Raw genomic sequence first — 17,266 nt, forward strand, 5'->3', positions numbered from 1 at the left:
GCAACTACCATTTTACTGGCTTTTCCTCTTTGAGTCACTCTTTTTATTTACTGTTGCACTTGCATTGTAAATCGGCACGTTGGGAAAGTACCTCGCCGCCCGCAGGCGGCGAAAACCTCCCCATACAATAGAACAGATCACCTCTTGACATTTTATTTAGACAACTGTAAAATAAAGAAAAAGACAACTGTCTAAATAAGATCAAGGAGGGACGCAATATGAAACCGACCTATCCCCGCCTCCCCGACGCGGAGCTGGAGGTGATGAAGGCCCTGTGGGCCCTGGAGGACTACCCCGCCCACACCGGGGACATCGCCCAAAAGCTGGACAAGAGCTGGAAGGCCCCCACGCTTCTGAAGCTCCTCTCCCGCCTGGAGGAGCGAGGGTTTGTGGCAGGGACCAAGGAGGGGCGGGCCAACGCCTACACCCCCCTGGTGAAGGAGGCCGACTACCTCTCCAGCGAGAGCCGCTCCTTCCTGGAGCGCCTGCACGGGGGCTCCCTGTCCAGCCTGGTGGTCTCCCTGTACCCGGACGCAAATCTGACCGAGGAGGACGTGGCCGCCCTGGAGCGGATTTTAGGGAAGGGGGAGAAGTGAGATGCTGGACAATTTAAGCGCGCTGATGTCCGTCACCCTGGGAGGGAGCGTGTGCATTCTCCTGTTTTTGGCCGCGGGTCCCCTGCTGTCCAAGCGTTTCACGCCCCGTTGGCGGTACTGTGCCTGGGGAGTGCTGGCGGCGGTGCTGATTTTGTTCCAGCCGTTCCATACCATGCTCCCAAAGCCGGAGGATTGGAGTGGGCTGGTTCAGCTGTCGATTCCTCAGGCGGTATCGGAAAACGCCTATGACCGGGAGAATGCCCGGAACCGGGACTGGGAAGAGATTCAAAAGACCGGAAACGGCGGCAGAGGAGCCGAGACGGAAAATCAAGATGGGGAGAGGCTCCGCCATTCTGTCCGCTATGAAAACGAGGCGGGGCAGACGGTGGTCATTGAGGACAACGACTATGTCCGCAAGGTGACCGTGGGGGACGAGACCACCTACACCGTCCACTGGACGGGGGTGGCCTATGGGGCCTATCAGGCGGTGTCGGTCCTCGGCGTGGGTTTCGTGCTGGTCCGGTACTTCTGGAGCCGAAGGCAATTGCTCCGGGTGAGCAGCCCGGCGGGGGAGGAGGACCAGGCGGCCCTGGAGGCGGCCCGCCGGCGGACCGGCTGTGACCGGGAGGCGGAGCTGTACCGCTGTCCCCGCATTCACACTCCCATGCTGATGGGCTTTCGCCGCCCGGTGATCCTGCTCCCGGCGGACGTCCCGGCGGGGAGCCTGGAGGCCGCCCTGGCCCATGAGCTGACCCATTTGAAGCACAGGGATACCTGGTACATGCTCCTGATGACCCTGGCCCGGTGTGTCCACTGGTTCAACCCCCTGGTGTGGCTGATGGTGCGCACGGCCCGGCGGGACATGGAGCTGTACTGTGACTATGACCTGCTGAACGGCCAGGGGGAGGAGGCCCGCCGGGCCTACGGCCGGGCCATCCTGGACCAGATGACCGGGCGGGACCGGGGCTTTTCCGGTCTCACCACCGGGTTTTCAGGCAGCAAGAAAGAGGTGTTCGCCCGGTTTCGGGCCATGATGGATACTGCTCCAAAACGGAAGGGCCGGGCCCTGCTGGCCCTGGCTGCGGCGGCTATTGTGCTGTCTGGCTCTCTGGTGGCCTGTCAGGCAGAGACACAGCCCCAGACCTGGACGGCGTGGGTGGATGCGATGGATCTGGAGGAGCGCACCGTGACCTATACACTGCTGGTAGACAGTATGGGAGAAGATATGGAGCGGACCGCCCCTCTAGCGGAGGACGCCCAGCTGCTCCATACCTACGAGGGAGAGGCGTATCCGCTCAACCCGGAGACTTTGCGGTATACGCAGGATATGGCCCAGGATGGTCTAGTCGGGACCGTGGAACTGAACGGGCGGGGGGAGGTGGTCCGCGTGCAGCTGAATGTCTTCTCCCAGCTGGACCTGACGGCCGCCGGACTGGACTTCACCGGCTACTGCGGAGAGGTGTACGCCGCAGGCGGGGTAGGGGGGATCAATACTGTCTCTTGGGATGAAGAATCCTGCTGGGTGGACCCGTGTAATGACCTGGGACAGGACAGCGACCACACCGTGTATATGCTGCCTTTGGCGGAGGGGTGTACCATTCAGGAGGGGCTGAGGGCCTACACTGTTGGCCTGTCCAGCGGGAACTATCCCGACCTATACCGCCTCACGCTGGTGGACGGGGCAGTGACCGCCATTGAAGGGGTCTGGCCGGAGGCCGAGAACACTGTAACCCTCCCCAACGACCCGGAGGAGGAGACGCCTTCCAACCCAGAGAACATGCCCGAGTATGACCCTGATTTTTACGGGGAGAACGGGGCGGAGGATATGCCGGAATATGACCCGGAGTTCTACGGGGAGTCCGGCGCCCAGCCCCTGGAGCCCAGCGGGAGCGGGACGGCGTAAAGGGCGGGCGGCCCAGTGTGCCGCCCCTACAAAAGGGCGGGTGGTGACCTGCCCCCTCATCCGCCCCAGTGTGCGCACTGGGGCACCTTCCCCCCAGGGGGGAAGGCTTACGGGCGGCCACATGGCCCCGCCCCTACGGCGAATCAGGAAGCGGTCTCTTCCTTTCGTAGGGGCCGGACACTGGCCGGCCCGCCGTATCTTGGAACTCGGGAGGGGCAAATCCCTATCCCCTCTGTCTCGCTGCGCTCGACATCTCCCCCTGTCAGGGGGAGATGTCGCGGAGCGACAGAGGGGGTAGGGTAGGCGACTATGGGCACGCTAGTGCCCATCGGAGCCGTCTCCAGCGGCGTTTTGGTGACTTTGCCGCCGCAGGCAAAGTCACTCGCCGCCCGCAGGCGGCGAAATCTCCTGCGAATATCCTCATTTCTTGACAGTCCCATATAAACCAAGTACAATTTTCTTGGAGATAAAAACACAGGGCGGTTGGTAGTCCGCCCGCGGGCCGCGCTCCCGTCAGTAACCCTCCCTCCCGGGTCGTCCATTCTCCATATCTTTGGATATGGGAGGAAACTGAATATGGATCGGAATGAATGCCGTTTTACGGTGCTGTTCCAGCCCCCTTTTTGGGTGGGGATCGGGGAGCGGTGGACGGAGGAGGGCTATCAGGCCGCCCGGGTGGTGTTCGGGGCGGAGCCCTCGGACGCCCAGGTGTACCAGTGGGTGCTCTCATCCTGGCACCGCCTGCCCTTCACCGCCGCGGAGGCGGGGGAGCGGCCCAGAGCCGTTCCCGCCAACCCCAAGCGGCTCCAGCGGGAGGCGGCGAAGGCGGCCCGGACCGCCGGAGCATCCACCAAGGCCCAGGAGGCCCTCGCACGACAGCGGGAGGCGGAGGGCCTGGAGCGCCGCGCCCGGCGCTCCGCCCAGAGACGGGCGGAACAGGAGGAACAATTCCGGCTCCGACAGCAGAAAAAGCGCGAAAAACGGCGCGGTCACTAGACCGCGCCGTTTTGATAGGCTCAGATTAAATGACTCCGGCCAGCACCAGGGCAAACAGCACGAAGGTGGCCAGCAGGGCCAGAGCGAACAGCGCGAAGCCGGCGCTGAACTTCTTTCCCTGGCTGCTCTGAGAGGGGGGCACCACGCCGGAGCGGCGCAGAGCGCCCACCACCGGGGGATAGAGCAGCAGGGTGGCGGCCATGTTCATGCCGCCCTTGGCCAGGTTGAAGGGGAGAAACACCGGCAGCAGCAGGTCGGCAATAGCCTGACGGGGCATCCCCTGATAGATGGGGGTGACCAGGTAGTTCCACAGAAGCATCACGATAACCAGACACACCACGCCGCAGGCCAGACCGATCACGGCCCCCTTCTTGGAGTGCATCTTCTTATAGATGAAGCAGGCGGTGCAGGAGAAGGAGCAGGTGGCCAAAACATTCATCAGGAAGCCCCAGGGGCCGGTGGTGCTGATGGTGATCATCTCAATGAAGGCCACCAGAATGGAAATAATGGCGGCGGCGAAGGGACCGAAGGTGAAGCCGCCGATGCAGATGATCACGTCCTTGAAGTCAAAGTCCAGAAAGCCGTATACGCTGGGCATGTTTTTGGACAGGAGCATCACGATGTAGGCGATGCCGGTGAGCATAGCGATGGACACCATGGTACGGGTATCCATCCGGCTCCGGGCGGCCGGATGGGTCAGAGATGCGGGGGCGCCAGAGGTCACGGGCTCTAAGGTGGGGGAGGAGGGAACCGAGGCCTGGATGCCTCCCTCCCGCTTGTCGCGCAGGGTGGGGTTGGTCATGGATGGCATAAAAAACACTCCTTTTTGTTTTTGGTACCCCTGAAAGCTTAAGTCTTCCAGGTGCAAAAACAACAAAGGAGGTGCGCTTTCCGCGCGCCAAGGCGCACGGCTATTGTTTTGACACACATCTTCTTCCATCCGGACTGTAACCGTTGGTCCCGGAGTTTCACCGAGTCAGCGGACGCAATATCAATGTTGAAACTGCGTCCGGTCGCGGACTGTACCGCCAGTGGGGAATTTCACCCCGCCCTGAAGACTGTTCGTTCAGTTGTCCATGTCTCATTATACGCATTTTCCGGGAAAATGCAACCCCCTATTTTCAAGACGGGGACAGGAATAGAACAAACTTTCGATTTTTGTTGACTTCTCCGGCGTTTTGGGCTACAATGGCGGTACTTGATGGGAGAGGAGGGCTCCGGCGTGGGGGAGAAGGACACCTGCTGTTTTACCGGGCACCGGCCCAGCAAGCTGCCCTGGGGCACCCGGGAGGAGGACCCCCGCTGCGTGGCCCTGAAGGGGCGGATTGCCGCCGCCCTGGAGGAGGAGTACGCCGCCGGGGTCCGGCACTTCATCTCCGGCATGGCCCGGGGGGCCGACCTGTACTTTGCCGAGGCGGTGCTGGCGCTGAAGGAGCGCCGCCCCGATGTGCTCCTGGAGTGCGCCCGCCCCTGCGAGAGCCAGGCCGACCGCTGGCCGGAGGAGGAGCGGGCGCGGTACCAGTCCATTCTGGACCGGTGCGACTATGAGACGCTGGTTCAGCACCGGTACGACCGCTTCTGCATGATGCGCCGGAACCGGTACATGGTGGACCGGTCCGCCCGGCTGCTGGCCGTCTACGACGGCGAGCCCAAGGGCGGGACCGCCCAGACCCTGGCCTACGCCCTGCGGAAAGGGCTCCATGTCACCATATTAGAGCTGGAGTGAAACACTTGCCTATGAATACTTTAATGCACATCTGCTGCGCCCCCTGCGCCAACCGGCCCATCGACCTGCTGCGGTCGGAGGGGCTCTCCGTCGCCGGGTTCTGGTTCAACCCCAACATCCACCCCTATACCGAGTATCAGGCCCGGAAGCACACCCTGGAGGAGTACTCCAAGGAGATCGGGATGAAGCTCATCATCGGCGGCTCCTATGACCTGCGCACCTTCATTACCAATGTGGCGGACAACATCGACGGCCGGTGTGCCTACTGCTACCGGGTGCGGATGGAGGAGACCGCCCGGTATGCCGCAGAAAACGGGTACGACTCCTTTACCACCTCCCTGCTCATCTCCCCCTACCAGAACCACGAGGCCATCCGGGCCACAGCCCAGGCCATGGGGGAGAAATACGGGGTGGAGTTTCTGTACCGGGACTTCCGTCCCCTGTTCCAGGCCGGGCAGGAGTTCGCCCGGGAGCACGGGTTTTACATGCAGAAATACTGCGGCTGCATCTTCAGCGAGGAGGACCGGTACATGGCCGCCAAGCGGAAGAAGAAAGCCAGACAGGCTGCCGCCCAATCAACCGCACCATAAACAGCAAGGGCCCCGCCAAAACGGCGGGGCCCAAATTCTTTTGCTTCAGAGGGCCGTCAGGCGGCCTCGGATTCTGGCGCGAGCTCTATATCTCCGGTGAGGGTGTCGGTCAGGTCCACCACCTCTGCCCCGGCGGGGGGCTGGGTGGCGGGGGCGGCGCTGGTGGGCTGATAGGCGCCGTCCATCTCCATGGTCATGGAGAGCTCCCCGGGCATCTGGAAGTCCATGAGCATCTCCATTTTGCTGCCCCGCATCTCTGCGGTCATGGTCAGGGCGGTTTCCTCGGAGTCGGCGATAGTCATCTCCAGGCCGTAGCCGTTTACCTGTCCGCCGCTGGTGTAGAGCTGGAAGGAGACCAGGATGCTGGAGCCGTCCTCGCTCAGATCGATGGGGGTGCTGGTGTAGGTGGAGCCGGAGCGCTCAAAGGAGCTGTCGGCCAGGATGCCGTTAAAGAGGTCCAGGTAGTCCTTGGTGGTGAATTCGCTGGTGAGGGGGAGAGCGTCGCTTTTCAGAATTTCCTCCAGGGCCTGGGCAAAGGTCATGTCCTCGGCGGCGCTGGCGGTGTCCAGAGCGATGAGCTCCTCGTAAAAGCCGGGGCCGTATATGGAGTCATACAGCTCCTTCATGTTCAGGCTGTACCAAGTGTCCGAGGCGGAGATAGCCTGGGACTGGAAGTAGAAGGTGCCGGTTTCCACATCACAGCGCAAAGCCAGGTCCAGATTGGGCAGAGCGAATGTCAGGTCGCTCATATCCGCGTTGATGGCCAGGTCGGCGTCAAACTGGAGAGCGGTTTGGCTGGTGATCATGTTGTAGTCCCCGCTCACATCCACAGTGTCAAAAGTATCCGACATGGCCAGGGTCAGAGAGCCATCTACCCGGTAGGTGCCCTGGCTGTACTGGTCGGCGTAGTCCGTATACTGGTCCATGAGCTCATAGGTCTCGGTGTTTTCCGCCAGAATGGCCTCCACGTCGTCGATAATGACGGTGGAGGTCTCCCCGTCCCAGGCCACCCGGTAGCCCAGGGCGTCGGCCACCAGGCCCACGGGGATGTAGGTGCGGCTGGTGGCGGCGTCAATGTAGGGGGCCGTGTCAGTGGTGTAGTCCTCCACTACCTGGACCAGGTCTCCGTGGGGACCGGCGGTGGTGTTCCCCTCGTACTGGACCGAGATGGTATTGGAGCCGATGGCCATCTGGACGGTCAGATCCCCCTGTGCCTGCTCCCCCTGGAAATTGATATAGGTCACGTCGGGCTTGACGGCGGTCACCGTCCGGTCCGGCGCAAACCAGTTGATCTGGTCGGCGGGGAAGCCCAGGGCCTCAAAGGTGGCCGCCATGGGCAGGAAGGAGCGGCCGTCCTTCAGCACCGGGGCCGCGTCGGAAAAGGTGACCGGCTCCCCGTTGACCAACAGGGAGAAGTCCCCCTCGTCGGCGGCCAGGGACGGGGTGCACAGCAGGGCGGCCAGTACGCCGCCGCACAGAATGGGGCGCAGAAATTGCTTCATGTGGATTCCTCCTTATCAAATTAGCTGGATGGCGCGGTCAGCCGGGCCCGGCTCGGTCTGGATTGCTCCCAGACCCCCTGAGAGACTCGGTTTTGATAAAATCATCATATTCCCTTTTTCGGAAAAATGCAAGAAAAAGGCGGGAGGTTCAAGTTCATTTTGTGCTTTGTGTAAAAAGGGGCCCCGCCGTCTGGCGGGACCCTCTCTGTAAAACATAATCGGCTGTAGAGCGAAGGGCTCAGAGTTCGCTGACGGGAGTGGTGAGCAGTTCCCACAGGTCCACAACGGTGGCGCCGGCGGGGGGCTCGGTTTCGGGGGCGGTGCTGGAGGGACGATAGGTGCCGTCCATCTCCAAGGTCATACCGGCCATTTCCATGAGAAGGCTCATGTCGTCACCCTTCATCTCCATGGTCATGGTCATTTCCATGCCGGTGGTTTCCGAGGCGGTCATCTCCATGCCATAGCCGTTCACCTGGCCGCCGCTGGTGTACAAATGGAAGAGGATGGTGACGCCGTCCTGCTCCAGGGTGCTGGTGTAGGTGGAGCCGGACTTCTGGAAGTGGCTGTCACCCAGCAGCTGGTTAAGGGCCTCCAGGTAGTCGGAGGTGGTGGCGGTGCTGGTGAGGGTCAGGGTGTCGCTCTTCAAAAGCTCCTCCAGAGTCTGGGCGAAGGCAGCCTCCTGGCTGGCGGTGCTCAGGGCGATCAGCTCCTCATAGAAGCCGGGGCCGTAGGCCTCGTCGTATACCGCCTTCATGTCCAGGCTGTACCACTGGTCGGGGATCTGGAACTCCACGGACTCCCCATTGACCTGGACGTTGTTGTTCATCAGCTGTTCCAGGTCCTCGGACTGGAAATACAGATAGAGCATGCCGGTGTCCAGATCGGCCCGCATGTCCAGGTTCATGTCGGTGGGGGCGATGGGGGCGCCCATGATAGTGCCGCCGATGCTCATGTCCATGGCGAACTGCATGGCGGTCTGGTTGGTGACCATGCTGTAGCCGCCGCCCACTGTGTTGATGATCTCTGTCGTGTATTCCTCGGAACCATCTGCTGAGGTGGTGGTCCCCTCAGAGGGCATGGTGAGCAGATAAGAGCCCTCCACCTGATAGTTGCCCTGGGAATACTTCCGGGCGTAGTCCAGGTACTGGTCCATGCGCTCATAGGTCTCGGTATTCTCCGCCAGGATGGCGTCCACATCGTCGATGATGACGGTGGAGGTCTCCCCGTCCCAGGCCACCCGGTAGCCCAGGGCGTCGGCCACCAGGCCCACAGGGATGTAGGTACGGCTGGTGGCGGCGTCAATATAAGGGGCCGCGTCTGTTTCGATAGAGACTCCAGCCTCCGCACCGGCCTGCGTTACTTGAATTGCGTTTTTGCCAATGGTCAGGGAGATGGTGGTTCCATCCTTAGAGGCGGAGGCAGTTTGGGTGGCGCTGTCCCAGGTCATGTCCTCCGCGGGGAAACCCAGGGCCTCAAAGGTGGCCGCCATGGGCAGGAAGGAGCGGCCGTCCTTCAGCACCGGGGCGGCGTCGGTGAAAGTCACCGGCTCTCCGTTCACCAGCAGGGAGAAATCCCCCTGCTCCGCCGCCAGGGACGGGGTGCACAGCAGGGCGGCCAGCACGCCGCCGCACAGAATGGGGCGTAAGATCTTTTTCATAGCGGTACATCCTCCTTTTGAAGTTGGGGCTCGGCGGGCGAGCGCAGGGAGGCCGCCGGCCAAAATATCGAATATCGCTATTTATAGGTTTATTGTAGCGCACAGTGACAGAAAAGTCAAGAGACAGACCTGCTTTTTTGTTCGGGAGCGACAAAAAAGATGGGGGATGCGGGCCGCCGGAGCTCCAGGACAGGAAAAAACCGCAGTCCAGGGGAAGGACCGCGGGCAGTTACAAAAAATATTCTGAAAAATAGGGGAGAGGGCTTGACAAAAAATTGCCAGGCATGGTACAATAAAATGCTTTTATGTCCCTGCGTGAAAGGGCCACTTCCCCTTTTAAACTGGAGCCAGTGTAACACAGGTTTCGGGAAAAGGCAAGGCACATGCAGGGGAATTTATCAACGCGTCCGGGCGTTCGGAAAGCGGCCCTCCCCCCGGAATTGTAGGTTTTATACAAAGCGAAGGGCAGTTTTCCCGGCGAACGGACCGGAAAAACTGGAGATCCACCCGTTCAGTGCAGAAGAAAGCGAGTTGATTTTTTAGCATGGTCGTAAAGGACGTAATGTATGGCAAGACAAAGCGCAAGAGCTTTGCCCGGTACCAGGAGATCCTGGACATGCCCAACCTGCTGGAGGTCCAGAAGAACTCCTACCAGTGGTTCCTGGACACCGGATTGCGGGAGGTGTTCCGGGATGTAGAGGCCATCACCGACTACGCCGGCAACCTGGAGCTGAGCTTCATCGACTACTCCATGGACGAGAAGCCCAAGTACGACGTGGAGGAGTGCAAGGCCCGGGACGCCACCTACGCCGCCCCCATCAAGGTGAAGGTCCGCCTGCGCAACAAGGAGACTGAGGAGATCAAGGAGCAGGAGATCTTCATGGGCGACTTCCCCATTATGACCAACTCCGGCACCTTTGTCATCAACGGCGCCGAGCGCGTCATCGTCTCCCAGATCACCCGCTCCCCCGGCATGTACTTCACCGACACGGCGGACAAGGCGGACAACCACACCTACGGCACCACCGTCATCCCCTACCGGGGCGCCTGGCTGGAGTATGAGACCGACCTGTCCAACGTGTTCTATGTGCGCATCGACAAGAACCGCAAGCTGCCCATCACCTGTCTGATCCGCGCCGTGGGTCCCAAGACCGACGCGGAGATCATCGAGATGTTCGGCGAGGACGAGCGCATCCTGGCCACCATGGAGAAGGACCCCTGCAAGACCTATGAGGAGGCCATGCTGGAGATCTATCGGAAGCTCCGCCCCGGCGAGCCCCCCACGCTGGACTCCGCCGAGACCCTTCTGAACGCCACCTTCTACGACCCCCGCCGGTATGACCTGTCCGCCGTGGGCCGCTATAAGTTCAACAAGAAGATGGCCCTGTGGACCCGCCTGTCCGGCCGTACCCTGGCCCTGCCCGTGGCCGATCCCCGCACCGGCGAGATCATTGCCGAGGCCGGGGAGACTCTCACCCGGGAGCGCGCCAAGGAGCTGGACAACGCCGGCGTGAACGAGGCCGTTCTGGATGTGGACGGCAAGCAGGTGAAGGTGTTCGCCAACAACATGGTGGACATGAAGAACTTTGTGGACTTCGATCCCGAGGTTTGCGGCGTCACGGAGATGGTCTCCTTCCCGGTGCTGTGCCAGCTGCTGGACCGCCGGGAGGCCGAGGGCCTGTCCGACGAGGACTTCCAGGACCTGGTGAAGGAGAATCTGGACAACCTGATTCCCAAGCACATCACCGCCGAGGACATCATGGCCTCCATCAACTACCTGAACTGCCTGGCCCACGGGGTGGGCACCCCCGACGACATCGACCACCTGGGCAACCGCCGCCTGCGCTGCGTGGGCGAGCTGATCCAGAACCAGTTCCGCATCGGCTTCAGCCGCATGGAGCGGGTCATCCGGGAGCGCATGACCACCCAGGACCTGGACGTGGTCACCCCCCAGAGCCTCATCAATATCCGTCCTGTCACCGCCGCCATCAAGGAGTTCTTCGGCTCCTCCCCCCTGAGCCAGTTCATGGACCAGACCAACCCCCTGGCCGAGCTGACCCACAAGCGCCGCCTGTCCGCTCTGGGCCCCGGCGGTCTGAGCCGTGACCGGGCCTCCTTCGACGTGCGAGACGTCCACTACAGCCACTACGGCCGTCTGTGTCCCATCGAGACCCCCGAAGGTCCCAACATCGGCCTGATCTCCTATCTGGCCTCTTACGCCCGCATCAACCGCTACGGCTTCATCGAGACCCCCTACCGCAAGGTGGACAAGGCCACCGGCCAGGTCACCGATGAGATCGAGTATATGACCGCCGACGTGGAGGACGAGTACACCATCTGCCAGGCCACCGAGCCGGTGGACGAGAACAACCGCTTCGTCAACGAGCGCATCACCTGCCGCCACCGCAACGAGATCATCTCCGTGCCCGCCAGCCAGGTGGACTACGTGGACGTGTCCCCCAAGATGATGGTGTCCATCGCCACGGCCATGATCCCCTTCCTGCAGAACGACGACGCCAACCGCGCCCTGATGGGCGCCAACATGCAGCGTCAGGCCGTGCCTCTGCTCCGCCCCGAGGCCCCCATCGTGGCCACCGGCCAGGAGCACAAGAACTGCATCGACTCCGAGGTGGCCATCCTGGCCGAGGGTCCCGGTACCGTCACCAAGGTGTCCGCCCGGTATATCACCGTAAAATATGACAACGGCAGCACCAAGGAGTACCGCCTGACCAAGTACCTGCGCTCCAACCACGGCACCTGCATCAACCAGCGCCCTATCGTGAACGTGGGCCAGCGGGTGGACTATCAGGACGTGCTGGCCGACGGCCCCTCCACCGACCGGGGCGAGATCGCTCTGGGCCGGAACATCCTCATGGGCTTTATGACCTGGGAGGGCTACAACTACGAGGACGCCGTGCTGCTCAACGAGCGCATGGTGCGGGAGGACGTGTTTACCTCCATCCACATCGAGGAGTATGAGCTGGAGGCCCGGGACACCAAGCTGGGTCCCGAGACCATCACCCGCGACATCCCCAACGTGGGCGAGGACGCCCTGCGGGACCTGGACGAGCACGGCATCATCCGCATCGGCGCGGAGGTCCACGCCGGCGACTACCTGGTGGGCAAGGTGGCCCCCAAGGGCGAGGCCGAGGCCACAGCGGAGGAGAAGCTGCTGCGGGCCATCTTCGGCGAGAAGGCCCGTGAGGTCCGTGACACCTCCCTGAAGGTGCCCCACGGCGAGAGCGGCACCATTGTGGATGTGAAAATCTTCACCCGGGAGAACGGCGACGAGCTGGGCCCCGGCGTCAACCAGTGTGTCCGCGTCTATATTGCCCAGAAGCGTAAGATCTCCGTGGGCGACAAGATGGCCGGCCGCCACGGCAACAAGGGTGTCGTGTCCCGCATCCTGCCCCAGGAGGATATGCCCTTCCTGCCCGACGGCACCCCCCTGGACATCGTGCTGAACCCCCTGGGCGTGCCCTCCCGTATGAACATCGGTCAGGTGCTGGAGGTCCATCTGGGCTACGCCGCCAAGACCCTGGGCTGGAAGGTGGCCACCCCCATCTTCAACGGCGCCACCGAGGAGGACATCCAGGAGTGCCTGAAGATGGCCGGCCTGGCCCGGGAGGTGGGCTATGACGAGCCCCTCATCGGCAAGCAGCTCTATTTGCCCGACGAGACCGCTGAGAACGGCATCCGTCCCCTCACCCCCGAGGAGATGGAGGACAAGGTCCAGGTGCGGGAGTGGCAGAAGGCCGGACAGCTGCGCCTGGTGGACGGCAAGAACTGGCTGTACGATGGCCGCACCGGCCGGCGCTTTGACAACCCGGTCACCGTGGGCTATGTGTACTTCCTGAAGCTGCACCACCTGGTGGACGACAAGATCCACGCCCGCGCTACCGGCCCCTACTCCCTGGTCACCCAGCAGCCGCTGGGCGGCAAGGCCCAGTTCGGCGGCCAGCGCTTCGGTGAGATGGAGGTGTGGGCCCTGGAGGCCTACGGCGCCGCCTATACCCTGCAGGAGATCCTGACGGTGAAGTCCGACGACGTCACCGGCCGTGTGAAGACCTACGAGGCCATCGTCAAGGGCCACAACGTGCCCAAGCCCGGCGTGCCCGAGTCCTTCAAGGTGCTCATCAAGGAGCTCCAGTCCCTGTGTCTGGACATGAAGGTGCTGGACGCCGAGGGCAACGAGATCGAGCTCAAGGACGAGGACGAGGACACCTATCAGCCCGGCAGCCGGGACGACTACTATGACCGGGACGACGACTACGCCTACCAGGACCAGAAGGAGAGCGAGCTGGCCGGCGCTGGCTTCACCTTCAAGGGCGACAGCGACGACGACGACCTGGCCATGGATATGGACCTGGACGAGAGCGGAGACGAGGACCGCTTCGACTCCGACGAGGACTATAACTAATTGACGGGAGGAGATTACAACACATGAGTTATGCTGAGTTTGACGCCATTCAGATCGGGATCGCCTCCCCCGAACAGATTCGCGCCTGGTCCTACGGCGAGGTAAAGCGCCCGGAGACCATCAACTACCGCACTCTGAAGCCGGAGAAGGACGGCCTGTTCTGCGAGCGGATCTTTGGCCCCACCAAGGACTGGGAGTGTAACTGCGGCAAGTATAAGAAGATCCGCTACAAGGGGAAGATCTGCGACCGCTGCGGCGTGGAGATCACCCGCTCCAAGGTCCGCCGGGAGCGCATGGGCCACATCGAGCTGGCCGCCCCCGTCTCCCACATCTGGTATTTCAAGGGCATCCCCTCCCGGATGGGCCTGCTGCTGGACATCAGCCCCCGGATTCTGGAGAAGGTGCTCTACTTCGCCAGCTATATCGTCATTGACCCGGGCTACACCCCCCTGTCCCGCAACCAGATCCTGTCCGAGAAGGAGTACCGGGATATGCGGGAGAAGTACGAGGACGACTTCGACGCCGGCATGGGCGCCGAGGCTGTGAAGAAGCTGCTGCAGCAGATCGACCTGGAGCAGCTCTCCACCCAGCTCCGCGCCGAGCTGAAGGACGCCTCCGGCCAGAAGAAGGCCCGTATCGTCAAGCGCCTGGAGGTGGTGGACGCCTTCCGCCTCTCCGGCAACAAGCCCGAGTGGATGATCATTGACGTGCTGCCCGTCATCCCCCCGGAGATCCGGCCCATGGTCCCCCTGGACGGCGGCCGGTACGCCTCCTCCGACCTGAACGACCTGTACCGCCGGGTCATCAACCGCAACAACCGCCTGAAGCGGCTCATCCAGCTCAACGCCCCGGACATCATCGTCCGCAATGAGAAGCGCATGCTCCAGGAGGCGGTGGACGCCCTCATCGACAACGGCCGCCGGGGCCGGGCCGTCACCGGCGCCAACAACCGGGCCCTCAAGTCTCTGTCCGACATGCTCAAGGGCAAGCAGGGCCGCTTCCGCCAGAACCTGCTGGGCAAGCGCGTGGACTACTCCGGCCGTTCCGTTATCGTGGTCGGCCCCAGCCTGAAAATCTACCAGTGCGGCCTGCCCAAGGAGATGGCCATTGAGCTCTTCCGCCCCTTCGTCATGAAGAAGCTGGTGGACGACGGCTCCGCCAACAACATCAAGGCCGCCAAGAAGATGGTGGAGAAGGGCGAGCCCGCCGTGTGGGATGCCCTGGAGTTCGTCATCAAGGAGCACCCCGTGATGCTCAACCGCGCCCCCACTCTGCACCGCCTGGGCATCCAGGCCTTCGAGCCGGTGCTGGTAGAGGGCCGGGCCATCAAGCTCCACCCCCTGGTGTGTACCGCCTTTAACGCCGACTTCGACGGCGACCAGATGGCCGTCCACGTGCCCCTGTCCGCCGAGGCCCAGACCGAGGCCCGCATCCTGATGCTGTCCGCCAACAACCTGCTGCGGCCCCAGGACGGCGGCCCGGTCACCATCCCCACCCAGGATATGATTCTGGGCGCCTACTACCTCACCTTCGAGCGGGAGGAGGAGGGCAGCGGCCACTGCTTTGCCGACCGGGACGAGGCCATGCTGGCCTATGACGCCGGGGTGGTCACCCTCCACTCCCCCATCAAGGTCCGCCTGTCCAAAGAGGTGGACGGCGTGACCAAATACAAGCTGGTGAGCACCACCGTGGGCCGCCTCATCTACAACGAGGCCATCCCCCAGGACCTGGGCTTTGTGGACCGCTCCGACCCGGAGCAGATGTTCGAGCCCGAGATCAACTTCGTGGTGGGCAAGAAGCAGCTGGGCAAGATCATCGACCGGTGCATTTCCAAGCACGGCTTCACTGTGTCCGCCGGCATGCTGGACGCCATCAAGGACCTGGGCTACCACTATTCCACCATCGGCTCTCTGACGGTAGCCATCGCCGATATGACGGTGCCCCACAAGAAGTACGAGCTCATTGGCGAGACCGAGAAGGAGATCGTCAAGATCGACCGGCAGTACCGCCGAGGCCTCATCACCAACGACGAGCGCTACCGCCTGTCGGTGGAGGCCTGGGACGACACCACCAAGAAGGTGACCACCGCCCTGCAGGAGTCCATGGACCGCTACAACCCCATCTTCATGATGGCCGACTCCGGCGCCCGTGGCTCCATGGCCCAGATCCGTCAGCTGGCCGGCATGCGCGGCCTGATGGCCGACACCTCCGGCCGCACTATCGAAATCCCCATCAAGTCCAACTTCCGTGAGGGCCTGTCCGTGCTGGAGTACTTCATCTCCTCCCGAGGCGCCCGGAAGGGCATGGCCGATACCGCTCTGCGTACCGCCGACTCGGGTTACCTGACCCGCCGTCTGGTGGACGTGTCCCAGGAGGTCATCATCCGGGAGGACGACTGCGGTACCGACGACGGCATCGAGGTCAGCGAGATCGAGGAGCACGGCCAGGTCATCGAGACCTTCGCCGAGCGTGTCCACGGCCGCTATCCCACCGCCGACATCAAGGACCCGGAGACCGGCGAGGTCCTGTTCACCAAGGACACCATGCTCCGCAAGGACGACGCGGAGACCCTGGAGAAGCACGGCATCCACGCGGTGAAGATCCGCTCCGTGCTCACCTGCCGGGCCCGCAGCGGCGTGTGCGCCAAGTGCTACGGCATCAACCTGGCTATCGGCGAGCCCGTGGGCGCCGGCGAGGCGGTGGGTATCATCGCCGCCCAGTCCATCGGCGAGCCGGGCACCCAGCTGACCATGCGTACCTTCCACACCGGCGGCGTGGCCGGCGGCGACATCACCCAGGGTCTGCCCCGAGTGGAGGAGCTGTTTGAGGCCCGCAAGCCCAAGAAGATGGCCCAGCTGGCCGAGATCGGCGGCCGGGTGTCCATCGAGGAGACCAAGCGCAACGTCATGTGCAACGTGACCATCACCGCCGACGACGGCGAGGTGGTGACCTACGCCCTGCCCTATGCCTCCGGCATCCGGGTGAAGGAGGGCGACGTGGTGGTCAAGGGCGAGCAGCTCACCGAGGGCGCCCTGTCTCCCCACGAGGTCTTACGCATCCGCGGGCTGTCTGAGTGCCACAATTACCTCATCCGCGAGGTGCAGAAGGTGTACCGTCAGCAGGGCGTTGACACCAACGACAAGCACATCGAGGTCATCATCCGTCAGATGATGCGCAAGGTCCGGGTGGAGGACGCCGGCGACTCCGAGCTGCTGTCCGGCTCCACCATCGACCTCATCGAGTTCCTGGACGCCGAGGCGGAGATCCAGAAGCGGATCGACGCGGGCGAGAAGAACGCCGAGGGCGAGGAGCTGCGCAAGCCCACCTGCACCCGCCTGCTCATGGGTATCACCAAGGCCTCTCTGGCCACCGATTCCTGGATGTCCGCGGCCTCCTTCCAGGAGACCACCAAGGTGCTCACCGAGGCGGCTATCCGCGGCAAGGTGGACCACCTGCGCGGCCTGAAGGAGAACGTCATCATCGGTAAGCTGATCCCCGCCGGTTCCGGCCTGGCTCAGTACCGGAAGTTCGACGCCATCGACGACGAGGGCAACTTGGCCGGCAAGAAGTCCGGCTCCATCGTGGCCGACGCCCTGGAGGCGCCCGCCGAGGACGAGGAGGAGAGCCTGGGCCTGGACCTGCTCCTGGACGACGGGGAGGACGGCGAGGACTCCCTCTTTGAGGAGGGGGCCATCACCCTGGAGAGCGATCACGCTCAGGAGGAGCACCAGGACCCGGTCCTGTAATTCCCCTGCTTGAGATTTGAAAAGCGGCCCGCGGAATATTCCGCGGGCCGCTTTCAGTCTGTCAAAAAACAAGCACAAAGCCCCCATATCTGGTAAAATAGAAACAGATATGGGGGCGAAAAAATGGAAC

The 17,266-nt window shown here is 62.7% G+C and carries 10 protein-coding genes and 1 riboswitch; of the genes, 7 read left to right on the plus strand and 3 right to left on the minus strand.

Annotation, left to right across the window (positions count from 1 at the left end):
• Window positions 1-218: 218 nt before the first annotated feature.
• From H6B31_RS14380 to H6B31_RS14390, 3 genes are all read left to right on the plus strand, one after another.
• Window positions 219-596 carry a BlaI/MecI/CopY family transcriptional regulator gene (locus tag H6B31_RS14380; protein WP_204899130.1) on the plus strand — a complete coding sequence of 126 codons (378 nt, stop codon included), beginning with the start codon at window positions 219-221 and terminating at the stop codon, window positions 594-596.
• Window position 597: 1 nt separating this feature from the next.
• A complete protein-coding gene (locus H6B31_RS14385) occupies window positions 598-2,499 on the plus strand; it encodes a M56 family metallopeptidase (protein WP_204899131.1) in 1,902 nt (633 codons plus the stop codon).
• 576 nt (window positions 2,500-3,075) lie between these two features.
• On the plus strand, window positions 3,076-3,495 hold the full coding sequence (locus tag H6B31_RS14390) for a YjdF family protein (protein WP_204899132.1): 420 nt from the start codon (window positions 3,076-3,078) through the stop codon (window positions 3,493-3,495).
• 25 nt (window positions 3,496-3,520) lie between these two features.
• Here H6B31_RS14390 and H6B31_RS14395 read toward each other — a convergent pair whose 3' ends face one another.
• On the minus strand, window positions 3,521-4,306 hold the full coding sequence (locus H6B31_RS14395) for an ECF transporter S component (protein ID WP_243419070.1): 786 nt from the start codon (window positions 4,304-4,306) through the stop codon (window positions 3,521-3,523).
• Between the two features lie 113 nt (window positions 4,307-4,419).
• Window positions 4,420-4,558: riboswitch (FMN riboswitch) on the minus strand.
• Between the two features lie 159 nt (window positions 4,559-4,717).
• On the opposite strand from H6B31_RS14395, the gene H6B31_RS14400 reads away from it, so the two are divergent.
• Window positions 4,718-5,221 (plus strand): SLOG family protein, encoded by a 504-nt coding sequence (locus H6B31_RS14400; RefSeq protein WP_191343442.1) that lies wholly within the window; start codon window positions 4,718-4,720, stop codon window positions 5,219-5,221.
• A gap of 11 nt (window positions 5,222-5,232) precedes the next feature.
• The gene (locus H6B31_RS14405) at window positions 5,233-5,811 is read left to right on the plus strand and encodes an epoxyqueuosine reductase QueH (protein ID WP_204899133.1); all 579 of its coding nucleotides are present in this window, start codon (window positions 5,233-5,235) and stop codon (window positions 5,809-5,811) included.
• 56 nt (window positions 5,812-5,867) lie between these two features.
• Here H6B31_RS14405 and H6B31_RS14410 read toward each other — a convergent pair whose 3' ends face one another.
• Window positions 5,868-7,313: a copper amine oxidase N-terminal domain-containing protein gene (locus H6B31_RS14410; protein ID WP_204899134.1), complete on the minus strand. Its 1,446-nt coding sequence runs from the start codon at window positions 7,311-7,313 to the stop codon at window positions 5,868-5,870.
• A 238-nt stretch (window positions 7,314-7,551) separates the two neighbouring features.
• On the minus strand, window positions 7,552-8,970 hold the full coding sequence (locus H6B31_RS14415; protein ID WP_204899135.1) for a copper amine oxidase N-terminal domain-containing protein: 1,419 nt from the start codon (window positions 8,968-8,970) through the stop codon (window positions 7,552-7,554).
• Between the two features lie 544 nt (window positions 8,971-9,514).
• On the opposite strand from H6B31_RS14415, the gene rpoB reads away from it, so the two are divergent.
• Window positions 9,515-13,390: a DNA-directed RNA polymerase subunit beta gene (gene rpoB, locus H6B31_RS14420; RefSeq protein ID WP_204899136.1), complete on the plus strand. Its 3,876-nt coding sequence runs from the start codon at window positions 9,515-9,517 to the stop codon at window positions 13,388-13,390.
• Between the two features lie 23 nt (window positions 13,391-13,413).
• Entirely contained in the window at window positions 13,414-17,136 is a 3,723-nt protein-coding gene (gene rpoC / locus H6B31_RS14425; protein WP_204899137.1) for a DNA-directed RNA polymerase subunit beta', read from the plus strand.
• Window positions 17,137-17,266: the final 130 nt, after the last annotated feature.

It is taken from the genome of Pseudoflavonifractor capillosus (assembly GCF_016899775.1).
Lineage (GTDB): Bacteria > Bacillota > Clostridia > Oscillospirales > Oscillospiraceae > Lawsonibacter.

Excerpts from the sequence above, each read along its gene's own strand:
- H6B31_RS14380 (WP_204899130.1), top strand. The coding sequence starts at position 219 with ATGAAACCGACCTATCCCCGCCTCCCCGACGCGGAGCTGGAGGTGATG.
- H6B31_RS14385 (WP_204899131.1), top strand. The coding sequence starts at position 598 with ATGCTGGACAATTTAAGCGCGCTGATGTCCGTCACCCTGGGAGGGAGC.
- H6B31_RS14390 (WP_204899132.1), top strand. The coding sequence starts at position 3,076 with ATGGATCGGAATGAATGCCGTTTTACGGTGCTGTTCCAGCCCCCTTTT.
- H6B31_RS14395 (WP_243419070.1), bottom strand. The coding sequence starts at position 4,306 with ATGCCATCCATGACCAACCCCACCCTGCGCGACAAGCGGGAGGGAGGC.
- H6B31_RS14405 (WP_204899133.1), top strand. The coding sequence starts at position 5,233 with ATGAATACTTTAATGCACATCTGCTGCGCCCCCTGCGCCAACCGGCCC.
- H6B31_RS14410 (WP_204899134.1), bottom strand. The coding sequence starts at position 7,313 with ATGAAGCAATTTCTGCGCCCCATTCTGTGCGGCGGCGTACTGGCCGCC.
- H6B31_RS14415 (WP_204899135.1), bottom strand. The coding sequence starts at position 8,970 with ATGAAAAAGATCTTACGCCCCATTCTGTGCGGCGGCGTGCTGGCCGCC.
- rpoB (WP_204899136.1), top strand. The coding sequence starts at position 9,515 with ATGGTCGTAAAGGACGTAATGTATGGCAAGACAAAGCGCAAGAGCTTT.
- rpoC (WP_204899137.1), top strand. The coding sequence starts at position 13,414 with ATGAGTTATGCTGAGTTTGACGCCATTCAGATCGGGATCGCCTCCCCC.